Source organism: Sinorhizobium numidicum (genome assembly GCF_029892045.1).
Taxonomy (GTDB): domain Bacteria; phylum Pseudomonadota; class Alphaproteobacteria; order Rhizobiales; family Rhizobiaceae; genus Sinorhizobium; species Sinorhizobium numidicum.
The window spans coordinates 225,516-244,159 of the sequence record NZ_CP120367.1 but is presented as its reverse complement, the minus strand read 5'-3'; the positions used below and the strand labels follow the sequence as shown (position 1 = coordinate 244,159).

Below are 18,644 nucleotides of genomic sequence, written 5' to 3'. Positions count from 1 at the left end.
CGTCTCGTTCAGGCTGCTTCCGCTTCTCGGATGCTGGCGCTGGTGAATGTTTGCAGCCAAAGCTGCGTCGACAGGATGCCGACGAAAGCCGCGTTGTCGCGAAAGCCTGAAGCGGGGCGCGACCGGCACTTTTCGTAAAGCTTGGCGACCGCCTTCGCGCTGAAAAGGCCGCCGGCATCGATGCTTTCCTCGCCCAAGGCAGCGAGGACATAATCGAGTTCGCCTGGACCGCTGAAGGAATGACTGTCGGGTGCACGATAGGGCTGCTTGGTTCGCTTGCCGATGCTGGGGGGCAGGAGATCTGTCGTCGCCTCGCGCAGAATGTGTTTTTCGACCAGGCCCTTGAGCTTCATTTCCGGCGGCAGGCTGGCGGCAAATTCCACCAGACGATGGTCTAGGAACGGAAAGCGCCCCTCAATGCCGTGCGCCATTGCCATTCGGTCGCCCTGGCTCGAAAGAATATAGCCGGGCAGCAGGAAACGGCTTTCGAGATATTGCGCCTGATGCAAGGGATGCCAGCGATCGAAATCCTGCGGAAGACGGCTGACAAGCTCGGCGGTTGCGTCATAGTCCTTGAGTTCAGCGCGCAGATCGCCAGAGAAGAACATTTTCGCCGCGGCCGTGCCTTTGAGACGCGGCCTGTGGGAAAAGAGCGGATCGTCAAGGGCATCGTTACCCGCGCCGAAAAACGCCGCCAGATACTCAGCCGACTGCTGTTTAAGACTCGGCAAGTAGGGGTAGAGTTTGCGGAAGAGATGCGGCCTCATGCGCGAGCCCGGCTGACGGCCGCAGAAGCGGCGCACGCGCGATTCCTTGAAGATGTCGTACCCGGCGAAGACTTCGTCCGCGCCCTCGCCCGTCAGCACCACCTTAAGCCCCGCCTCACGCACCAGGCCCGACAATTGGTATAGTGGAGCGGGCGCCGTTCTGAGAATCGGCCTTTCGGTAAATCGTATGACTTCGGGGAAGGCCCTTGCGATGTCGCCGGCGCCGCAGGCAACGGCACTATGATGCGTGCCGAGCGCTGCGGCCATCTCCTGCTGGAAGGCGCTTTCATCATGTTCCGCACTGTCGAAGGTCACGGAAAACGTCCGAAGACCTTGCGGCGTCATGCCGGCTGCCAAAGCTGAGACGATCGAGGAATCCAGCCCACCCGAGAGATACGCCCCGACAGGCACATCGGCTCGCATGCGGATACGGGTTGCATCCGTCAAGAGCGCACGCAATTCCTCGGCTGCGCCCCTTTCATCCGTGTAGCGGGGCGGCGAATCCCGATCCGGGTACTGAAGGTTCCAATAAGGCCTCGCGACGATCCCGCTCTCGTCGGCAATCATCAAATGGGCGGGCTCAAGCTCATGAATGTTCCGGAAGGGCGTGCGGGGTGCAATCGGCGCCCAGAGTGTGAAAATCTGATCAAGCGCGATCGGGTCGATTTCGGCGGAAACGCCGGGAACTTGGAGGAGCGCTTTGACCTCGGAGGCGAAATAGAGTGTTCCGCCATGCTGCGTATAGAACAGCGGCCGTACGCCCATGCGGTCTCGCGCCAACATCAGACGCCGGCGTCGGGCATCCCAAATCGCAAAGGCAAAGTCACCGTTGAGCATGGAGACGCAGTCCTCGCCCATCGTGTCATAAAGGTGCAGGATGACCTCCGTGTCGCTCAAGGTCCTGAAACGGCGGCCCTTGGCGCGAAGCTGCTCGCGCAACTCGACATAGTTGAAGATCTCGCCGTTGAAGGCGATTGTCAGCTCACCGCTCGCATCGGACATGGGCTGCTGGCCATCGCCGAGCCCGACGATCGATAGTCTCACGTGGCCGAGTCCGATAAGGGGCGCGGTGAAGAGCCCCTGCTCGTCAGGCCCGCGATGAGCTATCGCGGCCGTCATTTTTTCGAGAAGGGGTCTTCCGTCCCGATTTGAACCAAAGTAACCACCAAAACCGCACATGCCAAATCGTTCTCACGCCCCGCAATCACATTCAGAGTATAGACTGAATGCCAACGACAGGAAGTTAAGCGCCAAAGGTTTTTTGTAAAAATGGTAAATTAGTCAGTTGAACACCAGAAAAAAGACGCCGTTCAGCTCACGATAGTAAACTACCTCGTGAAATATACTTATATAAGATTTATAGAAAAATTTATTTAAATGCCGTTGGTAAGTACAATCATTGGGTAACGACGAGCAAAAGGAACACGAGATGTCGTTTGAGTCGAGCAGTCGGGACTTTCCGCCAACGGCTGAAGATTTGTGCATGGGCGGGAAATTTTCTCTTTGTTAACGAAAAGCATTCAACGTCCATGCGCTTGAAGTGCAAGAACCCTCGGAGCGCATGATGGGCTACGATTGGAGCGGCGAACGGACGCGCCGCGTGAAGATGATGAGATATGGCGTCGCCATTGTCCTGGCGATCGGGCTGATTGCCGGTGCGGCCTCGTTGACGATGCAGGCTATTTAGGCTGCGCAAGTCGCAGAGTGATCTCCCAGAACGCACAACCTTCCGATCTAAACTTCTAACTCGAATTGAGTAAGTGCTAAACCTTGACGAGTGGCCCCGCCAGGAGTGAAATCCTGCGTGAGGCGCAAGCCTAGAGGCCGCCGGAATTGCCGCATCTGCAACGGCGGCCTCACCAGCTCCAGGGGCGATAGGTGGACCCCCGCCGCATTATCGATCAGCAGCCGCGCGGGTTCACCTATTGGCGTCAAGGGGCGAACCGCCGCAAGAACACCGGAGGCAGTCCAAGCGCCAGCCTGCTCACCCGAAAGCCTTTTCATCGACAGCCATTCAAGAGATCGCGCGGGAACTAAGATTGCCTCTCCCGTGTTCCTGACGCAGCCGCGAGGAGGGTCAGATGCAGCCGAAATTTATCGCGACGGATGTGTTTCTGCGCTTCGAAAGGGAGTGGCAGCACATGCGTCACGCGGAACGCCACCTGGAGATCGAAGCCGTCAGGGCGAATGATCGGCGTTCCGACAGCACGACGGGGCCGGATTCGGCCGCACCCACGCAGAGCTCGCAAAAGAGCTAGCGCTTCCGTCATACTTCCGGCTGCACTTCCATCAGAGATGCATTTGGTCAAACGTCTCAACCTTTCCGCTGATCCAAAACAGATCGTCCCCGTTCGTTGTCCTCTCAGCACCGAGCAAACGCGAGCGCGGTGGCGTCTGCCCCATGTGGCGACGCAAACATCTCAAGCTGTGCTGCCATTGGTGTTCAGTATTCCTCGGCCCTGGGATGTTAGTCGAGTGCGAAGAAGGCATCACGATAGAAATCCAATGAGACTCTGGCACCGAGAATGAAGCTGGGAGATCAAAACATCAGAACAAATGACCGGAAAATCTGTCGATAAAGGCAACCCGCCTCACTGACCGCCTTCCTTCCGATCGAAATACCTGCAAATTGCCCAGGCGGATCTAAGTGACGGGAAAGACCATAGGAGTAGAACGTTGAGTATATCGCGTTCGGACAAAGAGGAGCGGAGGCTCGAGCTCACCAGCCGGATCGTCGCCGCCTATCTGAGCCGCAATGTCGTTCCTGCCGGCGATCTGTCCAAACTTATCCAGCAGACCTATGCTTCACTGAACGGCACATCTCAGCCAGACAAGGCCGAACCCGCCGTCGAAGAACAGCGCCCTGCCGTCCCGGTTAGGAAGTCCGTAACGGCCGATTTCATCATTTGCCTGGAGGATGGCAAGAAGTTCAAATCCCTGAGGCGGCACCTGATTGCGAAGTATGGTCTCACACCGGAGCAATATCGTGAGAAGTGGGGTCTTCCCGCTGACTACCCGATGATTGCTCCAAACTATGCTCAACAACGCTCGCAGCTCGCACGCGCGTCCGGCTTGGGCAAGAGACGGGCGACATCAGAGCCAGAGCCGGCACCTCCCGCTCGCACGAAAATCGGTCTGAAGTTTCGGGAGTCGCTTGGGCGATCGGAATGAATGCTTACATGGTTGCAAATCTAAAGGCGAGGTTGGCCCGTTTTGAACGCGGACCGATTGTGCGCCGGGCGATCCGCGGACGAAGAGGCAAAGGCGCCAAGGACCTTCGGATTTTGAGGTTCCGGTTCGGAAGATCACACGTCTATCGGCGCGCCCGATACGCTGACAAACCTTCGCACCACTTGTGACCGTCAGCCAGCGCAATCAGGCTTGATCAAACGACGGAAGACCTTTCTCGCAAATCAGCTTGTCGAGTGTGTTGTGGCCGGCCTGCATGATGTCCATGTCGTATATGTGACTGATGGCCGCCAATTCCTTCATCAGATCGCCGACGATCAGGTCAACGCGCCGGGGAGTGCTCGCTTCATCTTGCATTATGGCTGCCTCGAGTTGCTCAAACGGTCCTCCCAGAGCACGGTAGAGCTCCCGGGCCGACATCAGAAGGTTCCGCTGGCGCTGTGCAAGATCACTCATTGAAGCTTCTCCGGCGCAGGCCGCCAGAAGTTTAACAGCTTTGTTTTGAAATTCGCTCATCAATACAAACTCAGATCAAAATCGACGTGCTCAACTAGATATCCCCTAAGTTTGAACGTCGGTTTAATCTCAATCAGCCATGTTGTTGGCGCGGCAGAAGAGCGGCTGGTCGCCGACAGGCTGCCCTGCCGCTAGTCATCTTCGCGGCTGTGCCGCCGATAAAGTCGGTATCCAGCGATGCCTTGCATCGTCATCCTTTGAACTTATATTGCACTGCAACAATAATCAGTCTGTCTGGCCGGACTTTTCCAGGGCTGCAGGCTTCCTACACGAAGGGCCCCGCTCGTTGCGCCTGACCGATGGAGTCATCTCATGATAAATTCAACGTACAATATAGACGCCTCCGCCACGTGCCTGGGCCACATCGATATAGGCGACGCTGTCCGGCGATCTCGCGAAGCGGTGGGATATAGCGTCGAGGACCTCGCATTAACCTGCGGTCTGACTGGCGCCGAAATCACAAGGATTGAACTGGGTGATGATGTCGATCCAGGCAGGCTCAGGCGCATCGCCGCTGCACTTCGAGTGCCAACCTCCACGTTCCTGCTCAACTAGCCACTTTTTCGATCTTTTCGCCAATACCAAAGCCTATGTCGCTCATGCGCCGAAGGCGGGGAGAATATTCTTGACGACAAGATTGCTGGTCCTTGGCAGGGCTGTAGTCTTCGCAGCAGTGAATAATGCTGATCTCAGGCGCGGCATGGAGTGCCGCTTCCAAGCAACCGGCTAGGTTGGCGCGTAATTCTCGCGGAGGCGACGATGTTTATCCTGATTCTCGGCCTGCTGATCTTTCTCGGCGTCCACTCGGTCCGCATTTTTGCGCCGGCCTGGCGCAACCGGCGCATTGCGGTTATGGGAGATGGGCCCTGGAGAGGGTTCTATTCGCTCACCGCGCTGATCGGTTTCGTGCTTATCGCCTGGGGGTTCTCCATTGCCAGGCCGGATGCTCCCGTCCTTTACGAGCCACCGGTCTGGATGAAGCATATCGCTCTGGCGCTGATGCTTTTCGCCTTCATCAGCCTCATGGTGTTTGCCTTCCCTGCGGGTCGCCTGAAGCCGGCGTTGAAGCATCCAATGCTCGTATCGGTGAAGATCTGGGCTCTTGCGCATCTGCTCGCCAATGGCGATCTCGCCTCGCTTTTGCTCTTCGGTGCGTTTCTTGCCTGGGCGGTAGCCGATCGCATCTCGGTCAAACGCCGGGGCGATGACATACCGGCGCCGGGGCCGGCAAAATGGGACATGATGGCTGCGATCGCAGGCGTCTTGGTTTATGTACTGTTCGTATGGAAACTGCACGAATGGCTGTTTGGCGTTACGTCGCTGCCCTGATCCGCACATCGCAGATTGCGGCGGCAATTGGGTAGCAGGAGGGAAGCCCGGTCAGGTGACACCAGCCTTTCCATCCAGCGGGCATAGGCATAGGCTCCGGGTCCTGAGTTTTCCCCGAGCCTCCCGGAGTCCCAGTCCGATGCGTGACCTGCACCTGCCCGGCCGTTCCGTCGTCATCGGCCGGCACGGCGCCGCCGCCACCTCGCACGTTCTTGCCACACTCGCCGCCATCGAGATCCTGCGCCGCGGCGGCAACGCCGCCGACGCCGCTATCGCGGCCTGCGCCGTGCAATGCGTGGTAGAGCCGGGCTCGACCGGCATCGGCGGCGACAATTTCGTTCTCTTCGCCCCCGCTAGCATCAATCTGGCGGGTACCGACACCACGAAGGGCGGAAAAGTCTATGGCCTGAACGGCTCGGGTCGCGCGCCTAAGGGACTCACCGCCGAGCATCTGCTGAAGCAGGGATTGACAGAGATCCCGCTGACCTCGGTGCATGCCGTCACCATCCCCGGCGCAATCGATTCCTGGAGCAAGCTGAACCAGCGCTTCGGCTCCATGCCGCTGGCCGAGCTGCTGCAGCCCGCCATCCGCCATGCCGAGGAAGGTTTTGCGTTGACCGAGCGCGTCGCCATCGATTGGGCCCGCAACGAAGGCAAGCTGAAGGCGGACGCCAATACCGCGCGCATGTGGTTGAAAAACGGCGGCCGCGCCCCTGAGGTCGGTGAGGTCTTCCGCCAGCCCGAGCATGCGAAGGTCTTCCGCGAGATCGCCGCCAAGGGCCGCGACGGCTTTTACACCGGCTGGGTCGCCGAGGACATGGTGACCTACTTACGCAGCCTGGGCGGCATGCATGCGCTGGAGGATTTCGCCACGCAAGAGGCCTTCTGGGTCGAGCCGATTTCGACGACATATCGCGGAATCGAGCTGCTGGAGATTCCGCCGAACGGCGTCGGCATCACGACATTGCTGATGCTCAACATCCTGAGCGGCTTCGACTTGAGCAAATACGATCCGGTCGGCGTCGAGCGTTTTCATATCGAAGCCGAGGCCACAAGGCTGGCCTTCCAGGCGCGCGATATGTATGTCGCCGACCCCGCCTTTGCCGATGTGCCTGTGCACAAGCTGCTCTCGCGCGGCTTCGCCGATGAGCTGCGCAGCCGCATCGACCTGAAGAAAGCTATGCCGGCCCTAGGCCCGGCTGGCGGCACCACTTATCGCGATACGATCTATATCGGCGTGGTCGACGAGCAGGGCAATGCCTGCTCCTTCATCAACTCGCTGTTCTGGCCCTATGGCACCGGCCTGACCAGCCCGAAGACCGGTGTGCTGCTGCAGAACCGCGGCGCCGGCTTCCGCGTCGATCCCGCGCATCCCAATTGCGTGGCGCCCTGGAAGCGCCCACTGCACACCATCATCCCGGCGATGGCCCTGAAGGACAGCAAGCCTTGGCTCTGCTTCGGCGTGATGGGCGGCGGCTTTCAACCGGTCGGCCAAAGCCATGTGCTGACCAATATGCTCGACTTTGGCATGAATGTGCAGGAGGCCATCGACTGCGCCCGCGGCTTTCACCAGATGGGCCGATTCGAGGCCGAGCGCGGCATCCGCAAGGATGTGCTGAACGGCCTCGCGGCGCTGGGCCACGAGATCAAGATGGCCGAGATGCCCCATGGCGGAGGCCAGGCGATCATGATCGACGCGGCCAGCCGCGTGCTGCAGGCCGGCTCGGATCCGCGCAAGGACGGCTGCGCGCTGGCTTATTGAAGCATGCGTGCTAATAGCCGCTTACCCTCCCATCGCTGGCGCGATGGGCCCCCTCTCCCGCTTCAGCTATCGGATTCACATCACGTGTACAAAAGAAGCGCCACCTTGAGAAAGGTGTAGTCATCTGGGCTCCGCCTTCGATGCCGGCATCTAGGGCGCTTGTGTCGCCCCAATCATGCGGTCCAACCGGTAGTTCCCGACGATACATTATCGATCTTCGTGTGTAGCACAGAAAGGGAACATCTAGCCGGCGACCCGTGGTCCGATGAACTTCTTCTCATATCTGTTACCGACCAGCGTTAACACCTTCACATTGCAGGTACGGCCCGTGCATCAGCGGCTCTGGATAGTTACCCGGCGCTAGGCCGGATCAGAGGTCGTCGGCGTAGGCAACGAAGATTGCGGCACTCGCGCCGACAATTCCGACGCACTGGAGCAAGAAAACAAGCACGTCTGTGGACATCGCGGCATCCTCCGCAAAAATGCACCGTTCCCTCTGATTTAGGGCCTTCTTATGTTCGACGACGCCGTTTAATTATCGGGGTGATGTCGCGACGCAGGAGTTCCGAGACGAAACGTCCGGTATGCTCGGCAGCCCCGATGCCAGATGTTCGAAAAGGTCCTGCCCGGGCGGCGTCAATTCCTCCCCGGAGCCCACGCAGATTGCTAGCCGGCGTGCAGCCCACGCATCGGCAAAGCGGATGGAGGCGATCTTTGCAGACCTGCGGGAGCGCCGCGCTGCCGATTCGGGCACTATGCCGAGCCCGACGCCGCCACCCGCCATATGGCAGATGCCCTCGAAGGTGCGTACCCGCACGCGCATCTTCAACCTGACGCCTATCCTCGCGGCCTGAGCCTCGATGTGATCCTGCAATGCGCCGCCGGACAGCCCTACAAAGTGCTGATGCACGATGTCCGCAAAGGCGACGCCCTCCTGATCTGCAAGCGGATGGTCGCGGCATAACGACCACCAGCCGGTCTATGGCGAAGGGACTGAGTTTCAGGTTGGTGGTGTCGACTGCATCCGAAAGAATGCCGATCTCCGCCAGCCCGTTCGACACGGCTCTAGCGACCTCGAAACTCTGCCGCTCCATCAGTTCGACTCGATCCGCGGATGGGCCGCCATCCAGGTGCCTAGTCGGGTCGGCAGGAACTCGGTGACTGCGACCGTGTTCGCGGCAAGTCGCACGGTCGCGCGAATGCCGCTAGCATACTCGCCGAGCTCGCCGCGCATCTCGGCCATCTGGCGCAGGACCAGGCGAGCGTGGTGTGCCAGCGCTTCACCGGCCGGCGTCGGCAGACGCCGCGGCGGCCGCGCTCGAGCAATTTGACTTCGCCGCTGGCTTCCATATCGCTCAGACGCTCGCTGGCGGCCGCTAACAACAGCCCCACATCCGCCGCCCCGCGGGTGATGCTGCCGGCATCCACAACGGCGCGGAACAGGCGAAGGTCCGTCAGGTCGAAGCGCACGACGCTGAGAATATCCGATAAATAGCCTTCGGACCAGCCGAAGCCTGACTACGGATCATCCGCATTGTGAGCGTCGCAAAACCCATTACGAAAAGGGGCATGATACACTTTTCGCTCCCGTTCGTCGTCACTGTGGCCGCGACCTTCTTTGCCGCAGGCGTCGTCAAAGGTGTCACCGGAATGGGGCTGCCGACTGTTGCTATGGGCGTGCTCGGCGCGCTGATCTCTCCGCTGGCCGCCGCCGGCCTGCTGATCGTCCCATCCTTTGTGACCAACGTTTGGCAGCTTTTTGTAGGTCCGAGCTTCGGTTTGCTCTTGCGCCGGCTTTGGTCGATGATGTTGGCGGTCGTTCTGGGGACGACTGCCGGCTCATCGCTGCTCGCCAGCAGCAATACCACGCTGACGACGAGCGCACTCGGGGTAGCACTTGTCGTCTACGCCGCTTATACACTCTACGCTCGCCAGCTCCGGGTACCGCCGAGGGTGGAGCCATGGCTGTCCCCCGCTATCGGCGGGTTAACCGGTGTGGTCACGGGCGGTACCGGCGTCTTTGTCATCCCCGCAGTGCCCTACCTTCAGGCGCTCGGTCTCGAGAAGGATGATCTGGTTCAGGCGCTTGGCCTGTCTTTCACCATCTCCACGATTGCGCTTGCGGCGGGGCTGGCATGGCGAGGCGTCTTTCAGATCGAGAATCTGGCCATGTCAGCGCTCGCGATCGCTCCAGCGCTGGGCGGCATGTGGGCCGGGCAGGTCATCCGCAGCCGTGTCACTCCATCGACCTTCCGGCGCTGGTTCTTGATCTGTTTACTCCTTCTCGGCGCTGAAATGTTCGCCCGACCGTTTCTCTGAGCGCGGCAATCGGCAGCGATAAGACGACTATCTCGCACCTTTGAGTCGGTGGGACCGAGGGGGTCGCAGCGGATTCGAACTTTTCGTCGCGAGCGCATAATCCCGCTAAGTGGATGAAGTGGCCATTCGCGTTTTCGAATTAGACTTCCGCTCACCCCCATAGTGGCCTGTTTATTCGTCGCCTTGGAAGGACTCGAACCGCAGACGACCGTGAGTGAAAAGCTATGTACTGCCCCGTTTTTTGGCTCGCCGCGCCGGCAGTTCCCCCAATCCCAATCATGCGGTCCAACCGGTAGTCGCAGTCGATGCATTATGCGATCTTCTTAGCACAGAACGGGAACAACCGGCTGGTTCTCGCCGGTATGCCAGCTCCTTTAGACGCGCTACGCGCGAGGAAGGTGAAGAATCGACCCACAGCAGTCATCCGGGCTTGCTCGCCCTACGGCGCAAGTTGGCCCACAGCGGTCGCTGCGTGCCACGCCAAATTTCACTATGCAGCAGCGTGATCAATGTGCAAGGCGCGAAGCACATGGGGCAAATCGTGTCCGAGGCGGCCACAGTCGCGCAGCGGCTCATCTCATTCCGCGCGCACCTGCCGGCGAACCGGCGCGAAGCGACGGTGGCGTCGCGGCTGCCGAGGAGGGCAGCCGATAGGCGTTCGCGGCCCGAAAGCCGTCGAAGAACTCGATCGGAGGCCGCCGGGGCTCGATGGCGTCATCAGCATGATCGGCGGCACCGCGCCGAGCCCCAGATGCTTCATCGCGGTTGCTCGTTCCGTATGATGCCCTTGTAATATGCTCCCCTCTTAGGAAAGGGGTGGTTCACCACCACCTTGGCCCTGAGAGAGTTCTTCTGGGTTGCAGAGGTCATATCGTGGCCGATATTGATCGGTTTCGACGTGACCCCCTGATAGTAACTGCCACCTGCGAGTGTTGGGACCGGTGCGCTGAAGATTGCGGCCGCCAAGATGGCTGTTGGGAATGGGATGGTCGCAAGCTTAGTCATCGTCTTTTATCCTTGATGTGTGCGAATCTTTGGCAGAGGTCCCGGCGCGACTGTGTAACATATCCAATTGGAGCCCAGTGCGGATCCATGCTCTTCCTTCCGAGTCAAGGAAGGCCCAGGGCGGGCCCGTTGATGGACAGGAAGCGCCGGACGGCCGTGCCTTCGGGTCCCTTGTGGAAGCGGCGTACCTCCTGTGGGATACCGGCGTCGGCCTTCGAGACGCGATTGCCGACGACCTTAAGTCCGGTCGGTTGATGCGCGTCACCTTTGCGGACGCGGAGCCCGAGACACCCGCGATCTGGGCGGTTTATCCGACGACTAGGCTCGTTCCGCCCAAGGTTTGCGTTTTTTATCGACAAGCTTGTGAGCGCACTCTCGGAAACCAAGAGCGCAGTCACCTGATGTCCTGGGTCGGCAACCTGCCGCGTGCTCGCGAATGCCCGTTCAGCGCCGGCTCTGCGGGGCCGGCGACGTTTCGATCGCCGCCGGCCCCGGATTTTCTTAGGCTTTGATGAACTCGAGCAGATCCGAATTGATCACATCGGCATGCGTCGTCAGCATGCCGTGCGAATAGCCTTCGTAGATCTTCAGCGTGCCATTTTTCAGAAGCTTGACGGCGAGCCGCGCGGAATTGTCGATCGGCACGATCTGGTCGTCGTCTCCGTGCATGACCAGCGTCGGCACCTCGACCTTCTTGAGGTCCTCGGTGAAGTCGGTTTCGGAGAATGCCTTGATGCCGTCGTAGTGGGCCTTGGCGCTGCCCATCATGCCCTGTCGCCACCAGTTCTGGATCGCTCCGGTCGAGACCTGCGCACCGGGGCGGTTGAATCCATAGAAAGGCCCACTCGGCAGATCGAGGAAGAACTGCGCACGGTTTGCCGCGAGCTGAGCGCGCAGACCATCGAACACCTCGATCGGAAGTCCGCCGGCGTACGCTTCCGTCTTGAGCATGATTGGCGGTACCGCGCCGACCATGACGAGCTTGGCGACACGGCCCGCACCATGGCGAGCGACATAGGCTAGAGCCTCGCCGCCGCCCGTTGAGTGGCCGATATGGATGGCATCGCGCAGATCGAGCTCGGCGGCAAGCGCGGCGACATCCGCTGCATAGTGCGCCATATCATGGCCATCGCCGACCTGAGTCGAGCGACCGTGGCCGCGACGGTCATGGGCAATGACGCGATAACCCTGCCCCAGGAAATAGAGCATCTGCGCGTCCCAATCGTCGGAGGAAAGCGGCCAACCATGGTGAAACACGATCGGCTGGCCGGAGCCCCAGTCCTTGTAGAAGATTTCGACGCCGTCCTCGGTCCTAATGAAATTTTGCGTCATGGAAGCCATTCCTTTGCTTTGGTTCGAGATAGAGACTGCCGCCGCGAAGCCTCCGGGGCTACGACCGCGATCAGGGGGAAAATGCCAGGTTTCGGCGCCGCGTCCGGAAGGGGCGCGGCGCCGAAACCGTGGATCAGAGCGTCGCGCTATAGTTCAGCGGTACCCAATCAAAGTTGTCGCTGTCCGTGCCGACATGGCCGATGCCGGGGAAACGCGTATGCGCGCCGGCAACGAGGTATCCCTCCTTGACCGCCTCAGCGAAGGCAGCATCGCGCGCGCTTGCAGCCGCGGCCGGGTCCTCGTCGAAGCCGATCGTCACGTCCGGCTCGTCAAACTGCACGACATCGCCGTGGGTGATGTCGCCCCAGAACACCACTTTCTGGCCCTTGCTCTCGATGGCGACCGCGCTATGGCCGGGAGTATGGCCGGCACGCAGGATCGTCTTGAAGCCCGGCACCGGCTCGGTCCCGTCGGCAAAGGTCTTCAGCCGGCCGGCGTCGCGGTAAGGCGCAAGCGCCTGCACGGCCATCGAGAAGAAGTCCTTTTTCGCCTCCGGTGCGGCGTCGCGGTTGGCAGAGCTCAGCCAGAAATCGGCATCGCGCTGGTTCAGGTGAACCGTCGCGTTGGGAAAGACGATCTTTTCCCCGGCAACGAGGCCGCCCAGGTGATCCACATGGGCATGGGTGAGGATGATGTCGTCGATCTGCTCCGGCTGGTAGCCGGCGGCGATGAGGTTGGGAACGAGCTTGCCGAGCGTCGGGCCGAAAAAGCCTCCGGCACCGGAATCGATAAGCACCAGCCGGTCATTTGTATTGACCAGAAAGGCATTGATCGACAGCTCGACCGGCGACTCGAGGAATGCCTTGTTGAGCAGCGCCGCGACCTGATCCCACCGGCGTAGAGGGTCTCGGCGGGAAACTTCGCCGTTCCGTCGGAAAGCGCGGTGATCTCGAAGTCGCCCAGCATCATCCGATAGTAGCCTGGAGCCTGGGTCTTGACTGCTGCGCCTTCGCGGCCGCGCCGAGCGGCGCAAGTGTCGTCATCGCTGTGGCGGCCAGCATGAGGGAGAGCGTTCCCTTAAGTACCGATCTGCGAGTGGTCATCGTACTCTCTCCTAGGTTTGCTGGGGACGATTGATCGACAAAAGGTGGCTCACGACGGGCGCTTCTGCACCCTTGTGAAAGCGGCGGACTTCTTGCTGGACATCGGCGTCGGCCTTAGAGACGCGCCGGTGCTGGCGCAGGTGCTCGGCCCAGGATTCAACCATGAACCATTCGACGATCCTCTCCGGATCGGCAGCGTCCTCGGTGACGCCCCAGCCATACGCCCCGTCGCGACGGCGCTCGTTCGAAAGCCTCGCCAGTGCCGTCAGGAAGTCCGGACGCTCGGTTTTGTCGACTTTATACTCGATGAAGATGAGGACGGGACCGCGGTCGTTGTCGACGGGTGCGGCGACCAACGGTTCGGGCCAATGGTTTGAGGCGATAAGATCGGACTCGCCCTTCGGCAGCTTGACGAAATGGAAGAGGAGTCCGGCTGCAGCAAGGCCAATGGCACTGATATTGAGAGTGAGCGGGATGTCCAGTGCCTCAGCGACAGCGCCCCAGGCGAGACTTCCCGCCGTCATCGCACCGTTGAAGACGGTCAGATAGACGGCCAGCGAGCGGCCCCGCACCCAATTAGGCAGGATCGCCTGGGCCGCGCCGTTCAACGTGGTCAGCGCCGTGATCCAGGCAGCGCCGAGCGCAAGAAGTGCCATGATGGCTGCCCATTGCGGCGGGGCGACCGAGAGGATTGCCATGACTGCTGCGGTAACGACTGCGGCCCCCAGCAGAAGCGCGTCGGCGTCGAAACGTGTCCGCAGCCTCGGCAAGATTAGAGCGCCGCCGATGGCTCCAGCGCCGACCGCGCCAAGGAGGATGCCGTAAAAGCCCGCGTCGCCGCCGAGGAGATTGCGGGCGACGAGTGGAAGAAGCGCCCAGACGGCACTGGCGAATGCGAAGAAGACAGCCGCGCGCAACAGCACGACGTGCAGCTCGCGGCTGGCCTTCGCGAAGCGGAGTCCGGCGCGGAAGGCTCCGAAGAAGCGCTCCGAGAGTCCGTCGTCTGGAGTTGCGGGGCGTCTCCACCACATCAGAGCCACGATCACGAAGACATAGCTGATGACGTCGACGCCGTAGGTGACGGCCGCGCCAAACCAAGCGAGCAGCAGGCCACCGACCGCCGGACCGATCGAACGGGAAATGTTGATGCCGAGCGAGTTCAGGGCGACAGCGCTCTTGACGTCCTGTTTCGACACAAGCTCGGGAACGATCGCCTGCCATGTGGGAGCCATCAGCGCCGCGCCGATTCCGCCGACGAAGGTGAGCGCGATCAGCGAGCTGACCGACTGAAGTCCGGTCGCCGACAAGAGCATAAGACAGACGCTGGCGGCCGCAAGGAGAAGCTGGATGACGATCAGCAACTTGCGGCGATCGAGAATGTCGGAAAGCACCCCTGCCGGAATAGCCAGCAGGAAGATCGGAAGCGTCCCGGCAGCCTGCACCATCGCGACGGCGGCGGGCGCAGCCGACAGGTCGGTCACCAGCCAGGCACTGGCGACATCGCGGATGAAACTGCCGGTGTTGCCGACGATCGTCGCGACCCAGAGGACGGCGAAGACCTTCTGGCGCAGCGGCGCAAAGCCACTTGTCGTTGCTGCTGCGTCCGTCATAGCGCACGCATCTTTCCGGAAACGGTGCGCTCGTGCAGATCGTGCCAGGCAACAAGGACGAACGCGCCGGCGAGGCCGAGATGCTCGAAGAAACCGTTGGTCACCATCATGCGCTCCATGCCGGACGGCAGCTCCCAGAAGCGGAACGCCAGGAAGGTCGCCGCCACGGTAAAGCCTGCCAGGCAGAGTGCGGCCGCCCAGCGGAAGATGCCGAGAAGGATGAGCGCCGACATCGCGAGTTCGAAGACGATGACCCCGACCGCGAACAGCGGAGCCGGCGTCAGGCCAAAATGGTTCATCTCCGCGATCGCGCCGCCGAAGTCATATATTTTCATCAGCGGCCCCTGGATGTACGCCGAACACAGGGCAAGCAGCGCGAGGAAGCGGAGCGGCGGAGATGCAAGGGGCCGCACATAAGCCGCCGCGCGCGTTTCTTTCGAAATGGTCGTCATGGCCCGGTCCCTTCCTATACGGCCCAGCAGGAGCAGCCGAGTGCGCCGAAGAAGCCCTTGAGGTCCGAAATCGGCAGCTTCGATGTCCATGCCCCGGCATGGTCGTGGCCATGGACGTTGCAGTTGCTGGCGCAGCCGCAGGTGGCGATCGCCGTCCGACGCAGAGAGCGCTTGCCCGCGCCCTCCGGTTCTCCCCAGGCCGCATAACCGCCGAAGGTGCGCACCGGGGACCAGTCCGGCATTGCCGGCGGAACGTCATTTTCGTTGAAATCGGCGAAAGCGCCGGCCCCGTAGACGATCTTGCCGCCGACCATGGTGAGCTCGGACGTCAGGAACGATATTTCGTCTTCCGCGCAGGCAAAGAAATCCTTGTCGGGCACGATCAGGTCGGCGAACTGGCCCTTCTCGATCCGGCCCTTCTTGCCTTCCTCGTTGGAGAACCAGGTGACGTTCTCGGTCCACATCCGAAGTGCCGTTTCGCGGTCGAGGCAGTTGGCGCGCGGATAGAGCTGCATGCCGCCGAGCGTCTTTCCAGTGATCATCCACGAGAGCGAGACCCAGGGATTGTAGGAGGCGACTCGGGTGGCATCGGTGCCGGCCGAAACGTGCACGCCTTTCTCCAGCATCTTCGCAATCGGCGGCGTTGCCTCGGCGGCCCCATGCCCGTATCGCTCGACGAAGTATTCACCCTGATAGGCCATCCGGTGCTGGGTGGCGATGCCGCCGCCGAGCGCGGCGATGCGGTCGATCGATCGCTCCGAGATCGTTTCCGCATGGTCGAAGAACCAGTTGAGCCCCTCGAGCGGCATGTCCTGATTGACCTTCTCGAACACATCGAGCGCCCGTGAGATGGTCTCGTCGTACGTAGCGTGCATGCGCCAGGGCCAGCGGTTCTCAACGAGCACACGCACGACCTCCTCGAGGTCGCCTTCCATCTCCGGCGGCATGTCCGGGCGTGGCTGGCGGAAATCCTCGAAGTCGGCGGCGGAGAACACCAGCATCTCGCCGGCACCGTTGTGGCGGAAATAGTCGTCGCCCTGCTTGTACTTCACCGAAGAGGTCCAGTTGAGGAAGTCCTGCTTCTCCTCCTTGGGCTTTTGGGTGAAGAGATTGTAGGCAAGACGAACCGTCATCTGCCCCTCGTCGGAGAGCTTCTGGATGACTGCGTAGTCGTCGGGATAGTTCTGGTAGCCGCCGCCGGCATCGATGACACCGGTGACGCCGAGACGGTTGAGCTCGCGCATGAAGTGGCGGGTCGAGTTGACCTGGTAGTCGAAGGGCAGCTTCGGCCCCTTGGCGAGCGTCGAATAGAGAATGCCGGCGTTGGGTTTTGCGAGCAGCATACCGGTCGGATTGCCGCTGGCGTCGCGGATGATCTCACCGCCCGGCGGGTTTGGCGTGTCCTTCGTATAGCCGACGGCGCGCAGCGCGGCACCATTGAGCAGGGCGCGATCATAAAGATGCAGCAGGAAGACCGGCGTATCCGGCGCAACGGCGTTGATCTCCTCGATGGTCGGCAGACGTTTTTCGACGAACTGGTGCTCGGTGAAGCCGCCGACGGCTCGCACCCATTGCGGCGGTGGTGTGATCGCCACCTGACGTTTCAGCATGTCCATCGCATCGGCGAGCGAGCGCACGCCGTCCCAGCGGAGCTCCATATTGTAGTTGAGACCGCCACGGACGACATGCGTGTGATTGTCGATCAGGCCCGGCAGAACGCGCTTGCCCTTGAGGTCGATCACCTTCGTGCCTGGTCCGGCAAGCGCCATGATGTCCCTGTCGTGGCCGACCTCGAGGAACTTGCCGTCCTTGACGGCGACCGCCGTGGCGTGCGGATTCGTGCGGTCGAGCGTGGTCACCAGACCATTGTGCAGGATCAGATCGGCCCTCATTGGCTTGTCTCCTGAGGTCGGAATGGCATAGGCGGCGCGCGCCGGTGAGAACAGGTTAGGGAGCGCCAGGGCGGACGCTGCTCCCAGAAAACCGCGGCGGGTCGGCATTAGCTGATCTCCCGTGCCGACGGCTGGTCGGGCGCAACAACAGGCTTATGGGCGGCCCCGGTCGGCAGTTCCCCGAAAACATGCGGCAGGCAGTGGCTATTGAACCACGAAATGTTGACCGGATTGCCGGACATCAGGCGCTTGACGAGTGGCACTGCCTGTTCGCCGACGAGGATCCCTAAGAGCCCCACCAACGCGATCACCGGCGGAGCCGGGGAGCGAACGTTGAGCAGGCTGTAGATGACACCGACGAGTAGCCCGGCCCCGAGTGAAAGGAGATACATCTTCATCGTCAATCCCTTTAACAATTGGTCGTCTCCACTCCGACCGCGTGGGAGCGGCCGGAGCGGTGCTCGGCTGAGCAAACCCAGTGAATGTCAGTGGCCTTCGGAGGCGCCGAACATGGTCTTGGCGTAGATGATACCGAGGCCGTAGGCGCCGCCGAATTTTTTGGCGATGCCGGTGGTCATGTCGTAGGTTTCGGTGCGTGCCCAATCGCGCTGCAATTCGAGCATGTATTGGAGCGAGGTCATCGGACGGACTCCGGCTTGCACCATGCGGTCCATGGCGCGCTCATGCGCCTCGTCCGACACGTCGCCACAGGCATCGGCAACGACGTAGGCTTCGAATCCCTGATCAAGCGCGGACAGGGTCGGGCCGACGATGCAGACTGAGGTCCACAGGCCGCAGAAAACGAGGCGCTTCTTACCGATGCGATTGACCTCCTCGATCACCGCGGCATCTTCCCAGGTGTTCATCGAGGTGCGGTCGAGCAGCGGCTGTCCGGGGAAGGCATCGGTGATCTCCGAGAACATGGGACCGGAGAAGCTCTTTTCCGCGACGGTCGTCAGGATCGTCGGGACGCCGAAGCCGGCAGCCGCGTTGGCGACCAGCGCCGCATTGTTGCGCAGTTGCACAGCGTCGATCGACTTTGTCGCAAAGGACATTTGCGACTGGAAGTCGATCATGATCAGGGCGTGATCCTTGGGCGAAACGAGAAGTTTCCCGGGGTTCGGTGTCGCGGTCATGGTAGTGGCCTCTTTCGGTTCGTTGCTGATGTCCGACACAATGCCGAGGACGACTGCCCATTTCTTGTAACGAAAGAGGGACTTTTGTACTTTTTGATTGCCGCCAAACCTGCGCCCGGACGAATTGATGCAAGATCACTTGCTTCAGTTGAACCAGTAAGAGGTGTCAACCGTACCGTCGCATAGCGCGCTCTTGGCCTCCCCCAAGGCTCCCTGACGGGAACCGCTCTTC

Annotated in this window: 15 protein-coding genes and 2 pseudogenes; 7 read left to right on the top strand and 10 right to left on the bottom strand. The window is 61.1% G+C overall.

Going from position 1 to position 18,644, the window contains the following annotated elements:
* Window positions 1-8 precede the first annotated feature (8 nt).
* Entirely contained in the window at window positions 9-1,946 is a 1,938-nt protein-coding gene (gene asnB / locus PYH37_RS01170) for an asparagine synthase (glutamine-hydrolyzing) (RefSeq protein ID WP_280731639.1), read from the bottom strand.
* 382 nt (window positions 1,947-2,328) lie between these two features.
* Between asnB and PYH37_RS01165 the strand changes: the two genes are divergently transcribed.
* From PYH37_RS01165 to PYH37_RS01155, 3 genes are all read left to right on the top strand, one after another.
* Window positions 2,329-2,454 carry a hypothetical protein gene (locus PYH37_RS01165; RefSeq protein ID WP_280732546.1) on the top strand — a complete coding sequence of 42 codons (126 nt, stop codon included), beginning with the start codon at window positions 2,329-2,331 and terminating at the stop codon, window positions 2,452-2,454.
* A gap of 394 nt (window positions 2,455-2,848) precedes the next feature.
* Window positions 2,849-3,025: a hypothetical protein gene (locus PYH37_RS01160; RefSeq protein WP_280731638.1), complete on the top strand. Its 177-nt coding sequence runs from the start codon at window positions 2,849-2,851 to the stop codon at window positions 3,023-3,025.
* A 424-nt stretch (window positions 3,026-3,449) separates the two neighbouring features.
* Window positions 3,450-3,938, top strand: coding sequence for a Ros/MucR family transcriptional regulator (locus tag PYH37_RS01155; RefSeq protein ID WP_425336087.1), 489 nt, complete (start codon window positions 3,450-3,452; stop codon window positions 3,936-3,938).
* A gap of 204 nt (window positions 3,939-4,142) precedes the next feature.
* Here the strand turns inward: PYH37_RS01155 and PYH37_RS01150 are convergent, their stop codons facing one another.
* Complete coding sequence (locus PYH37_RS01150) at window positions 4,143-4,472, bottom strand: hypothetical protein (protein ID WP_280731636.1); 330 nt, start codon at window positions 4,470-4,472, stop codon at window positions 4,143-4,145.
* A 312-nt stretch (window positions 4,473-4,784) separates the two neighbouring features.
* Here PYH37_RS01150 and PYH37_RS01145 point away from each other — a divergent pair, with 312 nt between their 5' ends.
* The 3 genes from PYH37_RS01145 (at window position 4,785) to ggt (ending at window position 7,563) form a co-directional block, all read left to right on the top strand.
* Window positions 4,785-5,027: a helix-turn-helix domain-containing protein gene (locus PYH37_RS01145; RefSeq protein ID WP_280731635.1), complete on the top strand. Its 243-nt coding sequence runs from the start codon at window positions 4,785-4,787 to the stop codon at window positions 5,025-5,027.
* A gap of 204 nt (window positions 5,028-5,231) precedes the next feature.
* Complete coding sequence (locus PYH37_RS01140; RefSeq protein ID WP_280731634.1) at window positions 5,232-5,801, top strand: NnrU family protein; 570 nt, start codon at window positions 5,232-5,234, stop codon at window positions 5,799-5,801.
* A 139-nt stretch (window positions 5,802-5,940) separates the two neighbouring features.
* The gene (gene ggt / locus PYH37_RS01135; RefSeq protein WP_280731633.1) at window positions 5,941-7,563 is read left to right on the top strand and encodes a gamma-glutamyltransferase; all 1,623 of its coding nucleotides are present in this window, start codon (window positions 5,941-5,943) and stop codon (window positions 7,561-7,563) included.
* Between the two features lie 535 nt (window positions 7,564-8,098).
* Here the strand turns inward: ggt and PYH37_RS01130 are convergent.
* Window positions 8,099-9,033, bottom strand: a pseudogene (locus PYH37_RS01130) (LysR family transcriptional regulator).
* Between the two features lie 99 nt (window positions 9,034-9,132).
* Here PYH37_RS01130 and PYH37_RS01125 point away from each other — a divergent pair.
* A complete protein-coding gene (locus PYH37_RS01125) occupies window positions 9,133-9,882 on the top strand; it encodes a sulfite exporter TauE/SafE family protein (protein WP_280731632.1) in 750 nt (249 codons plus the stop codon).
* Between the two features lie 1,506 nt (window positions 9,883-11,388).
* Here the strand turns inward: PYH37_RS01125 and PYH37_RS01120 are convergent.
* The 7 genes and pseudogenes from PYH37_RS01120 to PYH37_RS01090 form a co-directional block, all read right to left on the bottom strand.
* Window positions 11,389-12,228 carry an alpha/beta fold hydrolase gene (locus tag PYH37_RS01120; RefSeq protein WP_425336063.1) on the bottom strand — a complete coding sequence of 280 codons (840 nt, stop codon included), beginning with the start codon at window positions 12,226-12,228 and terminating at the stop codon, window positions 11,389-11,391.
* A 124-nt stretch (window positions 12,229-12,352) separates the two neighbouring features.
* A pseudogene (locus tag PYH37_RS01115) lies at window positions 12,353-13,322 on the bottom strand (MBL fold metallo-hydrolase).
* Between the two features lie 11 nt (window positions 13,323-13,333).
* Window positions 13,334-14,932: an MFS transporter gene (locus PYH37_RS01110; protein WP_280731630.1), complete on the bottom strand. Its 1,599-nt coding sequence runs from the start codon at window positions 14,930-14,932 to the stop codon at window positions 13,334-13,336.
* The gene (locus tag PYH37_RS01105; protein WP_280731629.1) at window positions 14,929-15,384 is read right to left on the bottom strand and encodes a DoxX family protein; all 456 of its coding nucleotides are present in this window, start codon (window positions 15,382-15,384) and stop codon (window positions 14,929-14,931) included. The genes PYH37_RS01110 and PYH37_RS01105 overlap by 4 nt, the downstream gene beginning before the upstream one ends.
* A 14-nt stretch (window positions 15,385-15,398) precedes the next feature.
* Window positions 15,399-17,384, bottom strand: coding sequence for an amidohydrolase (locus tag PYH37_RS01100; RefSeq protein ID WP_280731628.1), 1,986 nt, complete (start codon window positions 17,382-17,384; stop codon window positions 15,399-15,401).
* On the bottom strand, window positions 17,384-17,674 hold the full coding sequence (locus tag PYH37_RS01095; protein WP_280731627.1) for a XapX domain-containing protein: 291 nt from the start codon (window positions 17,672-17,674) through the stop codon (window positions 17,384-17,386). The genes PYH37_RS01100 and PYH37_RS01095 overlap by 1 nt, the downstream gene beginning before the upstream one ends.
* Window positions 17,675-17,761: 87 nt before the next feature.
* Window positions 17,762-18,412, bottom strand: a complete 651-nt coding sequence (locus tag PYH37_RS01090) for a hydrolase (protein ID WP_280731626.1) — start codon at window positions 18,410-18,412, stop codon at window positions 17,762-17,764.
* Window positions 18,413-18,644: the final 232 nt, after the last annotated feature.

Coding starts and splice junctions, on each gene's coding strand:
- asnB (WP_280731639.1), bottom strand. CDS start 1,946: ATGTGCGGTTTTGGTGGTTACTTTGGTTCAAATCGGGACGGAAGACCC.
- PYH37_RS01165 (WP_280732546.1), top strand. CDS start 2,329: ATGATGGGCTACGATTGGAGCGGCGAACGGACGCGCCGCGTGAAGATG.
- PYH37_RS01160 (WP_280731638.1), top strand. CDS start 2,849: ATGCAGCCGAAATTTATCGCGACGGATGTGTTTCTGCGCTTCGAAAGG.
- PYH37_RS01150 (WP_280731636.1), bottom strand. CDS start 4,472: ATGAGCGAATTTCAAAACAAAGCTGTTAAACTTCTGGCGGCCTGCGCC.
- PYH37_RS01145 (WP_280731635.1), top strand. CDS start 4,785: ATGATAAATTCAACGTACAATATAGACGCCTCCGCCACGTGCCTGGGC.
- PYH37_RS01140 (WP_280731634.1), top strand. CDS start 5,232: ATGTTTATCCTGATTCTCGGCCTGCTGATCTTTCTCGGCGTCCACTCG.
- ggt (WP_280731633.1), top strand. CDS start 5,941: ATGCGTGACCTGCACCTGCCCGGCCGTTCCGTCGTCATCGGCCGGCAC.
- PYH37_RS01125 (WP_280731632.1), top strand. CDS start 9,133: ATGATACACTTTTCGCTCCCGTTCGTCGTCACTGTGGCCGCGACCTTC.
- PYH37_RS01120 (WP_425336063.1), bottom strand. CDS start 12,228: ATGGCTTCCATGACGCAAAATTTCATTAGGACCGAGGACGGCGTCGAA.
- PYH37_RS01110 (WP_280731630.1), bottom strand. CDS start 14,932: ATGACGGACGCAGCAGCAACGACAAGTGGCTTTGCGCCGCTGCGCCAG.
- PYH37_RS01105 (WP_280731629.1), bottom strand. CDS start 15,384: ATGACGACCATTTCGAAAGAAACGCGCGCGGCGGCTTATGTGCGGCCC.
- PYH37_RS01100 (WP_280731628.1), bottom strand. CDS start 17,384: ATGCCGACCCGCCGCGGTTTTCTGGGAGCAGCGTCCGCCCTGGCGCTC.
- PYH37_RS01095 (WP_280731627.1), bottom strand. CDS start 17,674: ATGAAGATGTATCTCCTTTCACTCGGGGCCGGGCTACTCGTCGGTGTC.
- PYH37_RS01090 (WP_280731626.1), bottom strand. CDS start 18,412: ATGACCGCGACACCGAACCCCGGGAAACTTCTCGTTTCGCCCAAGGAT.